Annotated in this window: 23 protein-coding genes and 1 pseudogene; 19 read left to right on the top strand and 5 right to left on the bottom strand. The window is 64.9% G+C overall.

Features of this window, described 5'->3' with window-relative positions:
• Nucleotides 1-98: 98 nt before the first annotated feature.
• Genes Q0139_RS01505 through Q0139_RS01475 form a run of 7 tightly spaced genes read left to right on the top strand, consistent with a single transcriptional unit; the run spans nucleotide 99 to nucleotide 3,973 of the window.
• Nucleotides 99-1,007, top strand: a complete 909-nt coding sequence (locus tag Q0139_RS01505) for a heme o synthase (protein ID WP_298016271.1) — start codon at nucleotides 99-101, stop codon at nucleotides 1,005-1,007.
• Nucleotides 1,004-1,135, top strand: coding sequence for a hypothetical protein (locus Q0139_RS01500; protein ID WP_298016269.1), 132 nt, complete (start codon nucleotides 1,004-1,006; stop codon nucleotides 1,133-1,135). The genes Q0139_RS01505 and Q0139_RS01500 overlap by 4 nt, the downstream gene beginning before the upstream one ends.
• On the top strand, nucleotides 1,132-1,689 hold the full coding sequence (locus tag Q0139_RS01495) for a cytochrome c oxidase assembly protein (RefSeq protein ID WP_298016267.1): 558 nt from the start codon (nucleotides 1,132-1,134) through the stop codon (nucleotides 1,687-1,689). Before Q0139_RS01500 ends, Q0139_RS01495 begins: the two co-directional genes overlap by 4 nt.
• 45 nt (nucleotides 1,690-1,734) lie before the next feature.
• Nucleotides 1,735-2,622: a cytochrome c oxidase subunit 3 gene (locus Q0139_RS01490; RefSeq protein WP_298016265.1), complete on the top strand. Its 888-nt coding sequence runs from the start codon at nucleotides 1,735-1,737 to the stop codon at nucleotides 2,620-2,622.
• Nucleotides 2,619-3,044 (top strand): NUDIX hydrolase, encoded by a 426-nt coding sequence (locus tag Q0139_RS01485; protein WP_298016263.1) that lies wholly within the window; start codon nucleotides 2,619-2,621, stop codon nucleotides 3,042-3,044. The genes Q0139_RS01490 and Q0139_RS01485 overlap by 4 nt, the downstream gene beginning before the upstream one ends.
• Nucleotides 3,037-3,405, top strand: coding sequence for a DUF983 domain-containing protein (locus Q0139_RS01480; RefSeq protein WP_298016261.1), 369 nt, complete (start codon nucleotides 3,037-3,039; stop codon nucleotides 3,403-3,405). Before Q0139_RS01485 ends, Q0139_RS01480 begins: the two co-directional genes overlap by 8 nt.
• Nucleotides 3,398-3,973: an SURF1 family protein gene (locus tag Q0139_RS01475; RefSeq protein WP_298016258.1), complete on the top strand. Its 576-nt coding sequence runs from the start codon at nucleotides 3,398-3,400 to the stop codon at nucleotides 3,971-3,973. The genes Q0139_RS01480 and Q0139_RS01475 overlap by 8 nt, the downstream gene beginning before the upstream one ends.
• A 7-nt stretch (nucleotides 3,974-3,980) precedes the next feature.
• Here Q0139_RS01475 and Q0139_RS01470 read toward each other — a convergent pair whose 3' ends face one another.
• Complete coding sequence (locus tag Q0139_RS01470) at nucleotides 3,981-4,466, bottom strand: SRPBCC domain-containing protein (RefSeq protein ID WP_298016256.1); 486 nt, start codon at nucleotides 4,464-4,466, stop codon at nucleotides 3,981-3,983.
• Between the two features lie 59 nt (nucleotides 4,467-4,525).
• Between Q0139_RS01470 and Q0139_RS01465 the strand changes: the two genes are divergently transcribed.
• The 4 genes from Q0139_RS01465 to Q0139_RS01450 all read left to right on the top strand — a co-directional run bounded on the left by Q0139_RS01465 (nucleotide 4,526) and on the right by Q0139_RS01450 (nucleotide 7,665).
• Nucleotides 4,526-4,882 (top strand): helix-turn-helix domain-containing protein, encoded by a 357-nt coding sequence (locus Q0139_RS01465; protein ID WP_298016254.1) that lies wholly within the window; start codon nucleotides 4,526-4,528, stop codon nucleotides 4,880-4,882.
• A gap of 11 nt (nucleotides 4,883-4,893) precedes the next feature.
• Nucleotides 4,894-6,309 (top strand): threonine synthase, encoded by a 1,416-nt coding sequence (gene thrC, locus Q0139_RS01460; protein WP_298016252.1) that lies wholly within the window; start codon nucleotides 4,894-4,896, stop codon nucleotides 6,307-6,309.
• 67 nt (nucleotides 6,310-6,376) lie between these two features.
• Nucleotides 6,377-7,243, top strand: a complete 867-nt coding sequence (locus tag Q0139_RS01455) for a class I SAM-dependent methyltransferase (protein ID WP_298016250.1) — start codon at nucleotides 6,377-6,379, stop codon at nucleotides 7,241-7,243.
• Nucleotides 7,244-7,323: 80 nt separating this feature from the next.
• The gene (locus tag Q0139_RS01450; RefSeq protein WP_298016248.1) at nucleotides 7,324-7,665 is read left to right on the top strand and encodes a hypothetical protein; all 342 of its coding nucleotides are present in this window, start codon (nucleotides 7,324-7,326) and stop codon (nucleotides 7,663-7,665) included.
• Here the strand turns inward: Q0139_RS01450 and Q0139_RS01445 are convergent.
• From Q0139_RS01445 to Q0139_RS01435, 3 genes are read right to left on the bottom strand one after another with little or no spacing between them, the layout of a single operon-like run.
• On the bottom strand, nucleotides 7,662-8,309 hold the full coding sequence (locus Q0139_RS01445) for a heme exporter protein CcmB (protein WP_298016246.1): 648 nt from the start codon (nucleotides 8,307-8,309) through the stop codon (nucleotides 7,662-7,664). The two genes, Q0139_RS01450 and Q0139_RS01445, sit on opposite strands and share 4 nt — an antisense overlap.
• Nucleotides 8,306-8,890, bottom strand: coding sequence for a heme ABC exporter ATP-binding protein CcmA (gene ccmA / locus Q0139_RS01440; RefSeq protein WP_298016244.1), 585 nt, complete (start codon nucleotides 8,888-8,890; stop codon nucleotides 8,306-8,308). Before ccmA ends, Q0139_RS01445 begins: the two co-directional genes overlap by 4 nt.
• Complete coding sequence (locus Q0139_RS01435; protein WP_298016242.1) at nucleotides 8,887-9,306, bottom strand: metallopeptidase family protein; 420 nt, start codon at nucleotides 9,304-9,306, stop codon at nucleotides 8,887-8,889. The genes ccmA and Q0139_RS01435 overlap by 4 nt, the downstream gene beginning before the upstream one ends.
• On the opposite strand from Q0139_RS01435, the gene Q0139_RS01430 reads away from it, so the two are divergent.
• The 4 genes from Q0139_RS01430 (at nucleotide 9,205) to rimK (ending at nucleotide 11,480) form a co-directional block, all read left to right on the top strand.
• Nucleotides 9,205-9,645 (top strand): 4a-hydroxytetrahydrobiopterin dehydratase, encoded by a 441-nt coding sequence (locus Q0139_RS01430; RefSeq protein ID WP_298016302.1) that lies wholly within the window; start codon nucleotides 9,205-9,207, stop codon nucleotides 9,643-9,645. The genes Q0139_RS01435 and Q0139_RS01430 overlap by 102 nt on opposite strands.
• Before the next feature lie 79 nt (nucleotides 9,646-9,724).
• Nucleotides 9,725-10,048, top strand: coding sequence for a hypothetical protein (locus tag Q0139_RS01425; protein ID WP_298016240.1), 324 nt, complete (start codon nucleotides 9,725-9,727; stop codon nucleotides 10,046-10,048).
• A gap of 56 nt (nucleotides 10,049-10,104) precedes the next feature.
• Nucleotides 10,105-10,578, top strand: a complete 474-nt coding sequence (locus tag Q0139_RS01420; protein ID WP_298016238.1) for a RimK/LysX family protein — start codon at nucleotides 10,105-10,107, stop codon at nucleotides 10,576-10,578.
• Nucleotides 10,575-11,480: a 30S ribosomal protein S6--L-glutamate ligase gene (rimK, locus tag Q0139_RS01415; RefSeq protein ID WP_298016236.1), complete on the top strand. Its 906-nt coding sequence runs from the start codon at nucleotides 10,575-10,577 to the stop codon at nucleotides 11,478-11,480. The genes Q0139_RS01420 and rimK overlap by 4 nt, the downstream gene beginning before the upstream one ends.
• Before the next feature lie 9 nt (nucleotides 11,481-11,489).
• Here the strand turns inward: rimK and Q0139_RS01410 are convergent, their stop codons facing one another.
• Entirely contained in the window at nucleotides 11,490-12,530 is a 1,041-nt protein-coding gene (locus tag Q0139_RS01410) for a succinylglutamate desuccinylase/aspartoacylase family protein (RefSeq protein ID WP_298016234.1), read from the bottom strand.
• A 221-nt stretch (nucleotides 12,531-12,751) separates the two neighbouring features.
• Between Q0139_RS01410 and rpsM the strand changes: the two genes are divergently transcribed.
• The 4 genes and pseudogenes from rpsM to Q0139_RS01390 form a co-directional block, all read left to right on the top strand.
• The gene (rpsM, locus tag Q0139_RS01405; RefSeq protein WP_298016232.1) at nucleotides 12,752-13,120 is read left to right on the top strand and encodes a 30S ribosomal protein S13; all 369 of its coding nucleotides are present in this window, start codon (nucleotides 12,752-12,754) and stop codon (nucleotides 13,118-13,120) included.
• A 102-nt stretch (nucleotides 13,121-13,222) separates the two neighbouring features.
• Nucleotides 13,223-13,612 carry a 30S ribosomal protein S11 gene (gene rpsK, locus Q0139_RS01400; protein WP_298016229.1) on the top strand — a complete coding sequence of 130 codons (390 nt, stop codon included), beginning with the start codon at nucleotides 13,223-13,225 and terminating at the stop codon, nucleotides 13,610-13,612.
• Nucleotides 13,613-13,710: 98 nt separating this feature from the next.
• Nucleotides 13,711-14,265 (top strand): annotated as a pseudogene (locus Q0139_RS01395) (DNA-directed RNA polymerase subunit alpha); the annotation flags it as partial.
• A gap of 75 nt (nucleotides 14,266-14,340) precedes the next feature.
• A partial coding sequence (locus Q0139_RS01390) for a calcium-binding protein (protein ID WP_298016227.1) occupies nucleotides 14,341-15,045 on the top strand: 705 nt, incomplete at its 3' end.

Below are 15,045 nucleotides of genomic sequence, written 5' to 3'. Positions count from 1 at the left end.
TGACACACTGATCCGTTAGGGCTGAGCCTGTCGAAGCCCGCCTCTCCATCGAGAGGCGCCCTTCGACAGGCTCAGGGCTAACGGAAGAATGGCAAACCATGACGACCGCAACCGCACCGTCTTCACCGATCGTCGCCGACTGGCGCGATTTCTATGCGCTGACCAAACCCGGCGTGATGAAGCTCGTCGTGTTCACCGGGCTTGCCGGGATGCTGGCCGCGCCGGTTGTGCCGCATCCGGTGCTCGGCTTTGCCGCCATTCTGTGCATCGCGCTCGCCCATGGCGCCGCCGCCGCGCTCAACCAATGGTATGAGTCCGATATCGACGCGCTGATGAAGCGGACGGCGGACCGCCCGCTTCCGGCCGGGCGGATGGAGCGCGAGGCCGCCCTGCATTTCGGCGTCGGGCTCGGCGTCTTTTCGGTTGTGCTGATGGGACTGGCGACGAACTGGCTGGCGGCCGCGACGCTCGCCGCCGCGATCCTGTTCTATGTCGGCATCTATACCGTCTGGCTGAAACGCCGGACGCCGCAGAATATCGTCATCGGCGGCGCGGCCGGCGCCTTTCCACCGGTGATCGGCTGGGCCGCGGCGACGGGCGATATCACGACGCTGCCGATCCTGCTCTTCGCGCTGATCTTCCTGTGGACGCCGCCGCATTTCTGGGCGCTGTCGCTCTGGGTCAATGCCGATTACGAGCGCGCCGGCGTGCCGATGATGACCGTCGTCGCCGGGCCGAAGCGCACGCGCCGGCAGATACTTCTCTACAGCCTTCCCATGGCCGCCGTCGCCGTGGCGCCCTGGCCGCTCGGCCTCACCGGCGCTTTCTACGGCATTGCCGCGTCCGTCCTCAGCGGCATCTTCGTCGCGCTCGCCGCGGCGGTATCCGCCAATCGCGCGACCGATCCGGCGGCGATGAAGCCCGAAAAGCGGCTCTTCGCCTTCTCGATCTTCTATCTCTTCGCGATGTTTGCCGCGCTCGTCATCGATGCGAGGCTGTTCGCATGAGCCCGGAAGAAGAAAAAGTCATCCGCGAACGCCAGCGCAGCCGCGCGCTCATGATGGGGCTGCTTCTGGGCGCCTTCGTCATCCTGATCTTCGCGATCACGATCGTGAAGATGGAGCTTGCGACATGACGACCGCGACGCTCTCCCGGAAGAACCGGCGCAGCGCGTTCGCGGCGCTGGCGATCGTCGCCGGCATGATCGCGCTCGGCTTCGCCTCGGTGCCGCTCTATCGCATTTTCTGCCAGGTGACCGGTTTCAACGGCACGACCCAGCGCGTCGAGGCGTCCGCTGCGGCCAATGTACAGCCGGTCGGGCGCGTCATCACCGTGCGCTTCGACGCCAACACATCGCCCGACCTTCCCTGGCGCTTCGAACCGGAAGAAAATACCGACCGCGTCGCCATCGGCGCGCGCAAGATGGCTTTTTATCGCGCCGAAAACCTGACCAACCGGCCGGTCACCGGCACAGCGTCCTTCAACGTCACCCCGCTCGAGGCCGGCGCCTATTTCTCCAAGATTCAGTGTTTCTGCTTCACCGAGCAGACGCTGCAGCCGGGCCAGAGCGTCCGGATGCCCGTCACCTATTTCGTCGATCCCGAAATCCTGAACGATCCGGACATCGGCGATGTCGAGGAGATCACCCTCTCCTACACTTTTTACCCCGTGGACGATGACGCCTCCTGAGGCTAGAGACCGCATCAAGGCACGAAACAAGGGACTGTAAGAACGATGGCCGGAGCCGCCCCGCAACACGATTATCATCTTGTCAATCCGAGCATCTGGCCGCTGATCGGCGCGTTCAGCGCGCTGGTCATGGCGATGGGCGGCATATTGTGGATGCACGCGCCGGCACCGGACGCGGATCCCGCCGGGGCGATCGATGCGCTGGGCGCTCTGGGCTTCATGAGCCCGCTGATGATGCATGCGGGCTGGGTGTTCTTCGCCGGGCTGATCGGCGTGCTCTTCACCATGTTCAGCTGGTGGGTCGATGTGATCGACGAAGCGCATGAAGGCCATCACAAGCCCGTTGTGCAGCTTCACATGCGTTACGGCATGATCCTGTTCATCGCGTCCGAAGTCATGTTCTTCGTAGGCTGGTTCTGGGCCTTTTTCGGTGCGGCGCTGTTCCCGGCTTCGATCGACGGCGCGGAAGCGGTGTTCCCGCCGCCCGGCATCGAAGTGCTCGATCCCTTCTCTCTGCCGCTGCTCAACACCATGATCCTGCTGTGCTCGGGTACGACCGTCACCTGGGCGCATCACTGCCTGCTCAAGGGCGATCGCAAGGGGCTGATCAATGGCCTGTGGCTGACGATCCTGCTCGGCGTTCTGTTCAGCTTCATCCAGGCCTATGAATATGTGCACGCGCCGTTCGACTTCAAAAACAACATCTATGGCGCGACCTTCTTCATGGCGACGGGCTTTCACGGCTTCCACGTCATCGTCGGTACGATCTTCCTCGCCGTCTGCCTGATCCGGGCCTATCGCGGCGATTTCACGCCGAAGCAGCATTTCGGCTTCGAAGCGGCGGCCTGGTACTGGCACTTCGTCGACGTCGTGTGGCTGTTCCTCTTCGCCTCGATCTACATCTGGGGCAGCGCGGGCGCGCCGATCCATTGACCGGCCGCGCCGTGGAATTCAGCGGCGCGAAACTGTTCCTGCTCAGCGGCGACGCGCTGCTCGTCTATCGTCGCGACGACCGGCCGGACATTCCCTTTCCCGGATGCTGGGATGTACCCGGCGGCGGGCGGGAAGGGGACGAAACGGCCGAGGCCTGTGTCCTGCGCGAGCTGAAGGAAGAATTCGATCTAGAACTTGCCGCAGACCGTTTCGTGTGGCGGCGGCGTTATCCCAGCTGGCGGACGGGCGCTTCCGACTCGGTTTTTTTCGCGGCCCGTTGCGAACCGGTGGAGATCGAAGGCGTGACTTTCGGCGAAGAGGGCCAATATTGGCAGATGATGGCGACCGACGACTATCTTTCCGCGCCCGATGCGATCGATCATCACGTCGAACGATTCCGGGATTTTCTCGCCCATGGCTGAGCCGAGCTTCCTGCAAACGGGCCTGACCGGTGCCTGCCCGCAATGCGGCGCGCGGACTTTGTTCGCGGGGCCGGTCGGCTTCGCGCCGAAATGCGATCACTGCGGGCTCGACTATTCGGCCTTCAATGTCGGCGATGGCCCGGCGGCGTTCCTGACGCTGATCATCGGCGCGCTGGTGACCGTGCTGGCGATTTCGCTCGAACTGTCGCTCCACCCGCCTTTCTGGGTGCATATCCTGCTCTGGGTGCCGATCACGGCCATAGCCGTCGTCTACGGCCTTCGGATCGCCAAGGGCATGCTGCTCGCCAGCGAATATCGCAACAAGGCGCGCGAGGGGCGGGGCAGCGATCCCGATGCGTAACCTGCCGGTGATCCCGACCGTGCTCGTGGCGCTGGCCGTGGCGACGATGATCGCCCTCGGCATCTGGCAGATCCAGCGCAAGGGGGAAAAGGAAGCGCTCGTCGATCGCTACGAGAATGCGTCGACACTGCCGCCTGTCGCCTGGCCCGAACCGCCGGACACCGAGTTGCTCTATCGCCGCGCTACCGGCTTTTGCCTCGAACCGGTCGACTGGCGTTCGATCGCCGGTCAGAATCGCGAGGGTGAGGCGGGCTGGCAGCATATCGCGTCCTGCCGCACCGGCGGCGGCGAGGGGCCGGGGATGCAGGTCGTCGTCGGCTGGTCGGCCTCGATGGAGCCGCCGGAGGACTGGGAGGGGGGCGAGGTCAGCGGCATCATCGCGCTCGATCCCGAATATGAGATCAGGCTGGTGTCCGAAGACGCCGCGCCGGGGCTCCAGCCCGTCGCCCGGCCCGACCCGGCAGATATGCCGAACAACCATCTGCTCTATGCGATCCAGTGGTTCTTCTTCGCCGGCGCTGCGGCGCTGATCTATGTGCTGGCGCTCCGCAAGCGCATGCGATCCTGACAGCGAGTTATTTGTACATATCGGCGCGCAGGTTGATGCCGTGCTCGATCCAGATTTTGAGCGCGCACAGCATCTGCGCCCAGCCCTGGCAGTTGCCATAGGAGGCATCGAGCGCGCCCTGGTTCTCGCGCCAGCCCTCTTCCTTGATCTCGACAAGCGTACGGCCGTCATCGAGGCCGGTGAACGTCATCGTCACCGTCGTCATATAGTCGGCGGCCTTGCTGTCGCTGCCTTCGACATTGTGCGGTTCGCCTTCGCTCGCCTCCCATTTGAGAACGATCTTCTCATTCTCGACGACCTCGACAACCTCGACCGGAAAGGCGCCGGGATAGTCGTGAAAGTCCCATGTCACCGTCGTGTCCGTTTCGAGCCGGCCTTGGGCGCCGCCCGTCGTGAAATATTCGGAGAGCTTGGCGGGGTCGGCGACCGCTTCGAATACCTCTTCGACGGGTTTGGCGATCCGCGCCGCGACACGAAATTTCAGATCCATCATTTCTCTCCGGGTTGAGCGACTCGCTTGCTACGGCATCATTTATGTTATAAAAACATAACATGTCAATTTCCGATCGATACGATGCCGTGTTCAAGGCTCTCGCCGCGCCGGTGCGGCGGCAGATCATGGACGATCTGCGCGACCAGCCGCTGACGACGGGGACGCTGTGTGAGCATTTCCCGGAGATCGACCGATGCACGGTGATGCAGCATTTGAAGGTGCTCGAAGCCGCCGATCTCGTCATCCCCGTACGCAAGGGGCGCGAACGCTGGAATCATCTCAACCCGCTGCCGATTCATGAAATCCACGAGCGCTGGATCGGCCCGCATGCGGCAAGGGCGGTCGAGAGGCTCGGCCAGCTTAAGCATACTCTCGAACGCGACTCCGATATTGCCGTGAAGGCCGGACCCGACTAACCCCGGCGCCCATGCGCTATATCAGCACCAGGGGGCAGGCGCCCGCACTCGACTTCGAAGGGGCGACGCTGGCGGGGCTCGCCGCGGACGGCGGATTGTACGTGCCGGAGAGCTGGCCGTCTTTCTCGCGCGACGAGATCGCGGCGATGGCCAGCCTCAGCTATGCCGAGACGGCGGTGCGCGTGCTCGCGCCCTTCGCCGCGCCGAACCTTGATGAGGTCGCGCTGCGCGGCCTTTGCGAGCAGGCCTATGGCGCCTTCCATCACGATGCGGTGACGCCGCTGGTGCAGCTCGACGAGCGGCACTGGCTGCTCGAACTGTTCCATGGCCCGACGCTGGCGTTCAAGGATGTCGCGCTTCAGCTACTCGGGCTGCTGTTCGAGCGCTTCCTCGCGCCGCTCGATACGCATCTGACCGTGATCGGTGCGACTTCGGGCGATACCGGATCGGCGGCGATCGAGGCGCTGGCGGGGCGCGACAAGGTCGACATTTTCATGTTGCATCCGCAGGGCCGCGTCTCCGACGTCCAGCGCTGCCAGATGACGACGGTGCTCGCGCCCAACGTCCACAATATCGCGATCCAGGGCGATTTCGACGCAGCCCAGGCGATGGTGAAGGCGATGTTCGGCGATGCCGATTTTGCCGGCCGCTTCCGCCTCTCTGCCGTCAATTCGATCAACTGGGCGCGGCTGGCGGCGCAGATCGTCTATTATTTCTACGCCGCCGTGCGTCTCGGCGCGCCGGATCGAAAAGTGGCCTTCTCGGTTCCGACGGGCAATTTCGGCGATGTGTTCGCGGGCTATGCGGCGGCGCAAATGGGGCTGCCGGTCGAGCGGCTGATCGTCGCGACCAATGTCAACGACATCCTCCATCGCGCGTTGACGAGCGGCGATTATTCGGCAGGCGAGCTGGTGCCGACGGCAGCGCCTTCGATGGACATCCAGGTCAGCTCGAATTTCGAGCGGCTGCTGTTCGATTGCTATGATCGCGACGGCGCGGCGCTGGCGCAGGCGATGCAGGGGTTCGATGCGAGCCGCCGTCTGCAACTCGGCGAAAATGTGCGCGGGCGGATCGGCGAGCTCTTCTCCTCGGCGCGGATCGATCCCGATGCGATGTCGCTCGCAATGCGGAAGGCGGCCGAGGGAAGCGGCACGATCATCGATCCGCACACAGCCATCGGCCTCGCTGCCGCACAGGCGAGCGATGTGCCCGCCGATATTCCGCTGGTAACGCTGGCGACGGCGCACCCGGCCAAGTTCCGCGATGCCGTCGAGCGGGCGACGGGCGCCCGGCCGATGCTGCCGCCGCACCTCTCCGGCCTGTTCGACCGAGAGGAACGCTTCGACGTGCTGCCGGGCGATCTTGCAGCGGTAAAAACCTATATCGCCGAGCGGGCGACGCCTGCCGCGCAAGACCGTTTGTCCTGAGCTTGTCGAAGGACGTTTCACCGTATGAGAGGCGGGCTTCGACAGGCTCAGCCCTGACGGATACAGGATGACCGACCTCACAACCCTGATCGCCGAACCCTGGGCCGATTACGGGCTCGTCGATTCGGGGCATGGCCGCAAGCTCGAACGCTATGGCCGCTTCCGCTTCATCCGGCCCGAACCGCAGGCGATGTGGGCGCCGGCGTCGGACGACTGGAAGGCCGATGGCGAATTCGTGCCGGGTTCCGATGCGGAGGGCGGCGGGCGCTGGCAGTTGTCGCGCGACGTGCCCGAAGAAGGCTGGCCGCTCGGCTGGGAGGATGTGCGCTTTCAGGCGCAGTGCACCCCGTTCCGGCATCTCGCCTTCTTCCCGGACATGGCGAGCCACTGGGCGTGGATGCGGGAGCGGGTGGGCGAGGGCGCGGAGGCGCTGAACCTGTTCGGCTATACCGGCGTGGGCAGCCTCGCGCTGGCCGCGAAGGGCGCCAAGGTCACCCATGTCGATGCCTCGAAAAAGTCGGTCGAGCAGGCGAAGGAAAATGCCGCGCTCTCCGGCATGGCGGACAGACCGATCCGCTGGCTCGTCGACGATGCCGCCAAATTCGCCGCGCGCGAGGTGCGGCGCGGGCGGCGCTATGACGGGATCATGCTCGATCCGCCCAAATATGGCCGGGGGCCGAAAAAGGAGATCTGGCAGCTCGAAGAGGGTCTGCCGGGATTGATCGGCGATTGCGCGCAGCTGCTCGACACGGACAGCCGCTTTCTCGTGCTGACCGTCTATGCCGTCCGCATGTCGGCGCTCGCTATCGGCGAACTGGTGCGGCAGGCGACGGCGCATCTGGGCGGCGAGGTCGTCATGGGAGAGATGGCCGTGCGCGAGGAGGCACGCGGGCTGCTGCTGCCGACGGCGATCTTCGCGCGCTGGCAGAAATAACCGCGCCTGCCGACTGACACAAAACGGGACGGTCGCGTGTCCGGACTCCACAAAATCCGGACGGTGCTTATGGTTAACCGATGATTATCCGAGTCGCTCTGGGCCTTGCGCTGGCCGCCGCCGCCATGCCCGCCACAGCAGCCGGGCCGTCGCCCGCGCTGTCTTACGACATCACCGGCTTCCTGCCGCCGCCGCCGCGACCGTTCCTGCACCGGCAAGCACTGGCTTACGATCTCGACAATCTCGTCTTCGATCGTGTGCCCGATCACATGTCGCTCGGCTACCGCGTGCGCGGGCTGAACGGCGATTATGTCCGGCCTTATCGCACCGTGCGCGAGGTCGGGCCGCTGCCCTATGATTTCGACAATCTGGTGCTGCTGCCCGATTTCGGCGCGTCGCTGATCGCGGCGGGGTCGCCCTAACCTCGTCCCGCGCGGATCGCAGCGCCCGCCGCGAACGGCGCGATGGCAACCAGCAGCAGCGAAGCCGCGCCCAGCAGGTACAAACCGCCACGCTCCGGCCCTGTCAGCGCGCCCGCGCCGAAGATCAGCATCGGGACCGCGAGCGGCAGCAGCAGTAACCCGGCCAGTGCACTTCCACCCCGCTGTCCGCTCACCAGTGCACTGACTGTCAGCGCCAGCGCGGCGAGCCCCGGCGTGCCGAGCGCCAGCCCCGCCTCCAGCCGGAGCAGCGCATGACCGTCGAGCGCCAGCAGCGCCGAAGCGGGCAGGGCGGCCAGCATCAGCGGCGGCCCGAAGGCGAGCCAGTGCGCGCCGATCTTGGCCGCTGCGACGGCCTCCTCGCTGATCCCGCGCACCGCATATTGATCGAGCACCCCGGCCTCGACATCGGGCGCGACGAGCCGGTCCACGGGGAGCAGCGCCGCGAGCAGCGCCGCCGTCCACAGCGCCCCGCCACCGACGCGGGTCAGCAATTGCGGATCGGGCCCGATGGCGAAGGGAAAGAGCGTCGCCACGAGGAGGAAGAAGACGAGCGGCAGCCAGAACGCCCCGCCGCCGATAGCACGGCGCAGGTCGCGCCAGGCGATGTCGAGCAAGGCGCTCATGCGGCGCTCCCGATCGGCAACTCGACAGCACCCGGCATCGCGACCGGCTGGTGCGTCGCCACCATGGCGATCCCGCCCGCCGCCCGGTGCGCGGCGATCGCCGCCTCGAGCCGTTCGCGCGAGGCCGTATCGAGGCCGTTGGCCGGTTCGTCGAGCAGCCAGATATCGGCACCGCCGGCCAGTATCCTTGCCAGCACCGCCCGCTTGCGCTGCCCCGTCGAGAGCATCCGCACGGGCACATCGGCAAGATGCGCGATGCCCATCGCCTCCAGCGCGGTCGCGACCTCGGCCTCGCCACCGCCATCGATCCGTGCCCAGTAGTGCAGTGCCTTGGCCAGCGGCCGCTCCGGATCGAGCGCCGCCTGCTCCCCCGCCATCGCCAGCCGCCCCTCGCTTTCGACCGTCCCCGCCTGCGCCGGTAGCAGCCCGGCAACGACCCGCAACAGGCTCGTCTTGCCCGCGCCGTTCGGACCCGTCACGGCAACGGCATCGCCCGGCCCGAGTCCGAGATCGATCCCCGTAAACAACGCCCGCCCGCCGCGCACGCAGCCCAGGCCGGTCAGGCGGAGCGCGGGGCTCAATCCGCCGCTTCTTCGAGCGCGTGCATGTCGTCGTCGGACAGGCCGAAATGGTGGCCGACCTCGTGGATCACGACATGGTGGACGAGCCGTGCGACCGGAATGCCGCGATCGGCCGCCTCGGCGAGGATCGGCTGGCGATAGAGGAATATCTTGTCGGGCAGCGCGCCCGATTCCTCGATGCTCTTCGTGCCGATCGGGCGGCCGTGATAGAGGCCCGACAGGCCCATCGGATGCGCCACGCCGACCGAATCGAGCGCCTCGCGCGTCGCATATTCCTCGACGGCAAGGACGATATTGCCCATTTCCTTGAGGAACTGCCGGGGCAGCGCATCGATCGACTTGCGCGCCATCGCCTCCATCGTCTCGGCATCGGGGGCAAGGTCTGCGGGGAACGGAAGGCTGGCGTCGTTCGTCATTGTCCCGCACACATAGGAAAGCGTATCAGCCAAGGAAAGGCAGGGCCGATGGTCGAGAAACTGAACGATGAGGCGCGTAAGGCCGCGCTGGCGGAACTTTCGGACTGGGATCACGCCGTCGAGCGCGACGCGATCTCGAAACATTTCGAATTCGCCGATTTCAGCGAAGCCTTCGCCTTCATGACGCGCGTCGCGCTGATTGCCGAAAGCATGGACCATCATCCCGAATGGAAGAATGTCTACAACAGCGTCGATATCACGCTGACGACGCATGACGCCGACGGTTTGAGCGAGCGCGACGTGAAGATGGCGCGGGCGGTGGACGCGTTGCTCGGCTAAAGGGTGCTCCGCTTTCCCGACCTTCCAGCTATGTAACCCGAGAGGAACAGGCTACGAACCGGCGGGGAAGGGGACGCCGATGTTCGAAGCGATCAACGACTGGTTCATGGGGCTCGGCGCCGAATATGGCGTGAACCCGTATATCTTCGGCGGCATTTATGTCGGCGCGATCCCCTTCTTCCTCGCCACCATGGCGTGGATGGTGCGGCGCAAGCGGCGCGGCGAATCGATCGCGGTGCAGATCGCCATCGCCGGTTTTCTCGCGCTGAGTTCCTATATCTACCTGATCTTTGCCGGGCGGAACCTCGCCTGGTGGGTCTATGCGCTGGTGGCCGCACTGGTCGTCTACACGATCTGGACGCTGTTTCAGAAGGCGAGGGCGCCGGCGCCGATCGAGGACTGACATGTGCCGCCGCCCAGCCATTGCCTAGCCATGACGGCTGCGTCTAACCTCCGCCGATGACGGCGAAAAAGCGCAATGCCCGGTTGAAGGAACCGCAGGTGATCGGCTGGTGCGAACTGATCGATCTCCCCGATCTCGGCCTCTATTCGATGCACGCGAAGATCGACACCGGCGCGCGAACCTCGTCGCTCCATGCCACGCGCATTCGAACGTTCGAACGTGACGGCGAACAATGGCTCCGCTTTCGCTCGCCGCGTTCCGCCGGGCACGGGCCGCAGGATTGCGAGGCGCGGCTGGTCGAGGAACGGAAGATCACCAGCTCCAACGGGCAGGTCCAGCATCGCTACGTCATAGAGACGACGATGCGGCTCGGCCCGCTCGAATGGATGGCGCAGATCAGCCTTGCCAATCGCGGCACGATGGCCTTTCCGATTCTCGTCGGAAGGCGTGGCTTGCGCCGCGGCTTTTTGATAGACAGCCGGCAGAAATGGATGCTCGGAAGGCCTCCCCAGGAGACGATTAAATCATGAAAATTGCGATGCTTGCGCGCAACGCGAACCTCTACTCGCACAAGCGGTTGGTGGAGGCGGCGGAGGAACGCGGCCATGAGCTCGACATCCTCAACACGCTGCGCTGTTCGATGAACATCACCTCGCACCGGCCGCGCGTCATGTACGATGGAAACACGCTGTCGGGATATGACGCCGTCATCCCGCGTATCGGCGCGTCGATCACGCAATATGGCCTGGCGGTGCTGCGCCAGTTTGAGATGTCTGGTATCTGGTCGCTCAACGAGAGCGTGGCGATCGGCCGGGCGCGCGACAAATTGCGCAGCCTGCAGGTGCTTTCGCGCCGCGGCCTCGGCCTGCCGGTCACGGCCTTTGCGCATGACCCCAAGCAGACCGACGAGGTGCTCAAGGTCGTCGGAGGTGCGCCATGCGTCATCAAGCTGCTGGAAGGGACGCAAGGAATCGGAGTGGTTCTCGCCGAGACGGATAAATCGGCGAAGTCGGTGATCGAGGCGTTCCGCGGCGCCAACGTCAACATTTTGGTGCAGGAGTTCATCAAGGAAGCGGGGTCGAGCGATATTCGCGCCTTTGTGATCGGCGGAAAGGTCGTCGCGGCGATGATGCGGACCGGAGCCGAAGACGATTTCCGTTCGAACCTTCATCGCGGCGGCTCGGCAAAAACGATCAAGATCACGCCCGAGGAACGCTCGACCGCCGTGCGCGCGGCCAAGGCGATGGGGTTGAACGTGTGCGGCGTCGACATGCTGCGATCGAATCACGGTCCGGTGATCATGGAGGTGAACAGCTCGCCGGGACTCGAAGGGATCGAGAATGCGACCGGCAAGGATGTCGCCGGCATGATCATCGATTTCATCGAGAAGAACCAGACGCCCGGAAAAACGCGGACGCGCGGGCAGGGATAAGGACCGACGCTAGAGGATTTCGTCCTCGTCTAGCATGGCGCCGGCGAGCCGTTCTTCGGTTTCCTGATCGAGTTCGATATCGCGATGGCCGATCTCGGCGATGTGTACCAGTGCGTCGCCGCGATTGACGACGCCCAGCCGCGCCAGGCCGATGACGATCCCGTTGATCGGGCTGGTCACGAGTTCCTCATCGCGGCCGACCGGATCGTTGACGGTCCCGATGCGCTGCCCTGTGGAAACGACCGCGCCTGTCTCCACCGACAGAAGGCAGGTGCCGCCGCGCGGCGCGCGCACCCAGATGCTCTTGCTCGCATGGACGGGCGCGGCGATCTTCTGCATTCGCTCGGCCAGCCGCAACATCCCCATCGCGCCCATCACCCGGACGATGCCGTTGAGGCCGACGCGGATCGAGAAGGGGTCGAAGCGCAAGCCTTCGCCGGCTTCGTAGAGCAGCATTTCTACGCCGTCGCGCTTGGCATGGCCGCGCAGCGATCCGTCGCGCAGCGGCGAGGTGATGACGATCGGCGGAGAAAAGGCTTCGGCCAGTTCGGCGGCTTGCGGCGCGTGCGGGCTGATCCGGATTTGCGGCAGGTTGGTGCGGTGGATGGCGGCGGAATGGAGATCGATGCCGAAATCGGCACGCGCGATCACCTCCGTGCGGAACAGCCAGGCGAGCCGCGCGGCCAGCGATCCGTTCTCGCTCCCCGGAAAACAGCGGTTGAGATCGCGCCGGTCGGGCAGATAGCGGCTGTTGGCGACGAAGCCGTAGACATTGACGATCGGCACCGCGATCAGCGTGCCCGAAAGCTTGCCCGGCGTGATGCGCTTCAACAGCCGCCGGACGATCTCGACGCCCGTGATCTCGTCGCCATGGATGCCGGCGCTGACGAACAGCACGGGGCCGGGCGCCGCACCGTGGACGATGCGCACGGGCATGGTGACATCCTGTCCCGAAGCGACCCGGCTGACGGGAATATCGAAGGCCGAGCGTTTTCCCGGCGCGACCGCGCCATCGTAGAAGGAGAACGGTTCGGGTTGTCCCTGCTGCATCGATGCTTTTCCCCGTGGGAAAAGGTGCATATCGCGCAATGTTTTGCCGCGCCAGCACTGTTGACAGCTACCCCTGCAAATCCTACATCGCGCCTATTCCGAAGACACCGGTAACACCGGCGGCGCGATTCGTGCGTCCGTCGGTTTCGTGCGTTTCGGAAAGCAACGCTTTGAGATAGGCGCGCCCGCGGGCCGCCTGTGGAGCTGACAGGAGCAAATAAGTGGCACGTATCGCTGGGGTCAACATTCCGACCCAGAAGCGCGTTGAAATCGCGCTGACCTACATTCACGGCATCGGCGACGCCAAGGCCAGGGAAATCACCGGCAAGCTCGGTATTCCCTCGGAACGGCGCGTCAACGAACTGACCGATGCCGAAGTCGTCCAGATTCGCGAGGCGATCGACGCGGATTACACCGTCGAAGGCGATCTTCGTCGCGAGACGGCGATGAACATCAAGCGGCTGATGGACCTGGCCTGCTATCGCGGCCTCAGGCATCGCAAGGGTCTCCCCGTTCGCGGACAGCGCACGCACACCAATGCGCGCACCCGCAAGGGCAAGGCCAAGCCGATCGCGGGTAAGAAGAAGTAAGAAAACAGTCCGGGGGACTGTTTTCGTCTTCTTCTCCGCCGGAGGCAGGCCAGACACAAGGCGCCTCCGTCACCATCAGATTAGACGTAGGAAAACGATATCATGGCACGCGAACCGCAAAGGCTCCGCCGCAAACAACGCAAGAACATCACGTCGGGCGTCGCCCATGTGAATGCGACCTTCAACAACACGCTGATCACGATCACCGATGCCCAGGGCAATGCGATCAGCTGGTCTTCGGCGGGCATGATGGGCTTCAAGGGGTCGCGCAAATCGACGCCTTATGCCGCTCAGGTCGCCGCAGAGGACGCCGGCAAGAAGGCTGCCGAACACGGCGTCCGTACCCTCGAGGTGGAAGTCAAGGGACCGGGATCGGGCCGCGAATCGGCGCTGCGGGCGCTGCAAGCGGTCGGTTTCACCATCACCTCGATCCGCGACGTCACGTCGATCCCGCATAACGGCGTCCGCCCGGCCAAGCGCCGCCGGGTCTGACGACCGCCCCCGGAAACGGACAGCGCAACCGTTTCCGACCTGAATATGAAAGACCGGCAGGGGCATGCGCCGCCCCCGCCACCGCCAAGGGGATGAATGTGTCCGTGAACATGAAGAACTGGCAAGAGCTCAAAAAGCCCAATGGCCTTGAAAAGAAGCCCGGCGCGGCTGCCGACCGCAAGGCGGTCTTTGTCGCCGAACCGCTCGAGCGCGGTTTCGGCCTGACGCTCGGCAACGCCCTGCGCCGCACGCTGCTGTCCTCGCTGCAGGGCGCCGCGATCACCACGATCAAGATCGAAAACGTGCTGCACGAATTCTCCTCGCTCGCCGGCGTGCGCGAGGACGTCACCGATATCGTGCTGAACATCAAGCAGGTCGCCATATCGATGGAAGCCGAAGGCCCCAAGCGCATGCAGCTTTCGGCCACCGGCCCTGCCGAAGTGAAGGCCGGCGACATCACGACCTCGGGCGATATCGAAATCCGCAACCCGGATCTCGTCATCTGCCATCTCGACGAGGGTGCGACGCTCAACATGGAGCTCGTCGCCGACACCGGCAAAGGCTATGTCCCCGCGACCGCCAACCGCCCGGCCGATGCGCCGATCGGCCTGATCCCGGTCGACTCGCTCTCCTCGCCGCTCACGCAGGTGAGCTCGCTCGTCGTGTCGCCGCGGGTCTCCTAGGTCGAGACGTAGTGGACGGCGCCCACGTTGCGCGCGAGCGGGGCGATGCGCTTCACCAATGCAACCTCGACCGGCGGTCATCTCGACGCCCAGGCGGGCGCCGCGCTCAACTTCACCAATGCCGATGGCGCACAGCTCAGCCTCCAGGGCGCAACGATCACCGGCACCGCGGGCGCGGACAACTATGTGGCTGCCAATGGCGCGGGCATCTATCAGCTTCTTGGCGGCAATGACACCTTCCTGGGCAGCTTCGGCTCCGAGACGATCTTTGCCGGCGAGGGCGATGACGAGGTCTATGGCGGCACCGGGGCCGACACGCTGGTCGGCAATGACGGTGCCGACACGCTGTTCGGCGGCGACGGCGATGACAAGCTCAGGGGCTCTGTCGGTGAAGACACGCTGTATGGTGATGCCGGCAATGACTCGCTGGTCGGCCAGCAGGATGATGACCGTATCTTTGGCGGCGACGGGCTCGATAATCTCAAGGGCGATGCCGGGGATGATGCGCTCTATGGCGGCGAGGATGACGATGTGCTCGATGGCGGCATCGGCCAGGATCATCTTGAAGGCGGCCAGGGTGCGGATCGGCTTTATGGCAGCTCCGGCGATGATGTCGTGCTCGGCGGTGAGGGCGATGATGTGCTGTATGGCGGCACCGGCAGCGACACCGCCAATGGCGGGGATGGCAAGGACACCATCCTGATGGGCGATGGTGATGATCTGATCATTGCAAGCCTGGGCGATGATATT

The sequence above is a fragment of the uncultured Parasphingopyxis sp. genome, assembly GCF_937129435.1.
GTDB lineage: Bacteria > Pseudomonadota > Alphaproteobacteria > Sphingomonadales > Sphingomonadaceae > Parasphingopyxis.
This window is presented reverse-complemented; position numbering and strand designations above follow the sequence as displayed.

What these genes read in the sequence shown, in the direction of transcription:
- Q0139_RS01475 (WP_298016258.1), top strand. Translation starts at nt 3,398, where the DNA reads ATGCGTAACCTGCCGGTGATCCCGACCGTGCTCGTGGCGCTGGCCGTG.
- rpsK (WP_298016229.1), top strand. Translation starts at nt 13,223, where the DNA reads ATGGCACGCGAACCGCAAAGGCTCCGCCGCAAACAACGCAAGAACATC.
- Q0139_RS01470 (WP_298016256.1), bottom strand. Translation starts at nt 4,466, where the DNA reads ATGATGGATCTGAAATTTCGTGTCGCGGCGCGGATCGCCAAACCCGTC.
- rimK (WP_298016236.1), top strand. Translation starts at nt 10,575, where the DNA reads ATGAAAATTGCGATGCTTGCGCGCAACGCGAACCTCTACTCGCACAAG.
- Q0139_RS01495 (WP_298016267.1), top strand. Translation starts at nt 1,132, where the DNA reads ATGACGACCGCGACGCTCTCCCGGAAGAACCGGCGCAGCGCGTTCGCG.
- Q0139_RS01490 (WP_298016265.1), top strand. Translation starts at nt 1,735, where the DNA reads ATGGCCGGAGCCGCCCCGCAACACGATTATCATCTTGTCAATCCGAGC.
- Q0139_RS01420 (WP_298016238.1), top strand. Translation starts at nt 10,105, where the DNA reads ATGACGGCGAAAAAGCGCAATGCCCGGTTGAAGGAACCGCAGGTGATC.
- Q0139_RS01455 (WP_298016250.1), top strand. Translation starts at nt 6,377, where the DNA reads ATGACCGACCTCACAACCCTGATCGCCGAACCCTGGGCCGATTACGGG.
- Q0139_RS01425 (WP_298016240.1), top strand. Translation starts at nt 9,725, where the DNA reads ATGTTCGAAGCGATCAACGACTGGTTCATGGGGCTCGGCGCCGAATAT.
- Q0139_RS01480 (WP_298016261.1), top strand. Translation starts at nt 3,037, where the DNA reads ATGGCTGAGCCGAGCTTCCTGCAAACGGGCCTGACCGGTGCCTGCCCG.
- Q0139_RS01465 (WP_298016254.1), top strand. Translation starts at nt 4,526, where the DNA reads ATGTCAATTTCCGATCGATACGATGCCGTGTTCAAGGCTCTCGCCGCG.
- Q0139_RS01435 (WP_298016242.1), bottom strand. Translation starts at nt 9,306, where the DNA reads ATGACGAACGACGCCAGCCTTCCGTTCCCCGCAGACCTTGCCCCCGAT.
- Q0139_RS01410 (WP_298016234.1), bottom strand. Translation starts at nt 12,530, where the DNA reads ATGCAGCAGGGACAACCCGAACCGTTCTCCTTCTACGATGGCGCGGTC.
- thrC (WP_298016252.1), top strand. Translation starts at nt 4,894, where the DNA reads ATGCGCTATATCAGCACCAGGGGGCAGGCGCCCGCACTCGACTTCGAA.
- Q0139_RS01500 (WP_298016269.1), top strand. Translation starts at nt 1,004, where the DNA reads ATGAGCCCGGAAGAAGAAAAAGTCATCCGCGAACGCCAGCGCAGCCGC.
- Q0139_RS01445 (WP_298016246.1), bottom strand. Translation starts at nt 8,309, where the DNA reads ATGAGCGCCTTGCTCGACATCGCCTGGCGCGACCTGCGCCGTGCTATC.
- Q0139_RS01450 (WP_298016248.1), top strand. Translation starts at nt 7,324, where the DNA reads ATGATTATCCGAGTCGCTCTGGGCCTTGCGCTGGCCGCCGCCGCCATG.
- Q0139_RS01505 (WP_298016271.1), top strand. Translation starts at nt 99, where the DNA reads ATGACGACCGCAACCGCACCGTCTTCACCGATCGTCGCCGACTGGCGC.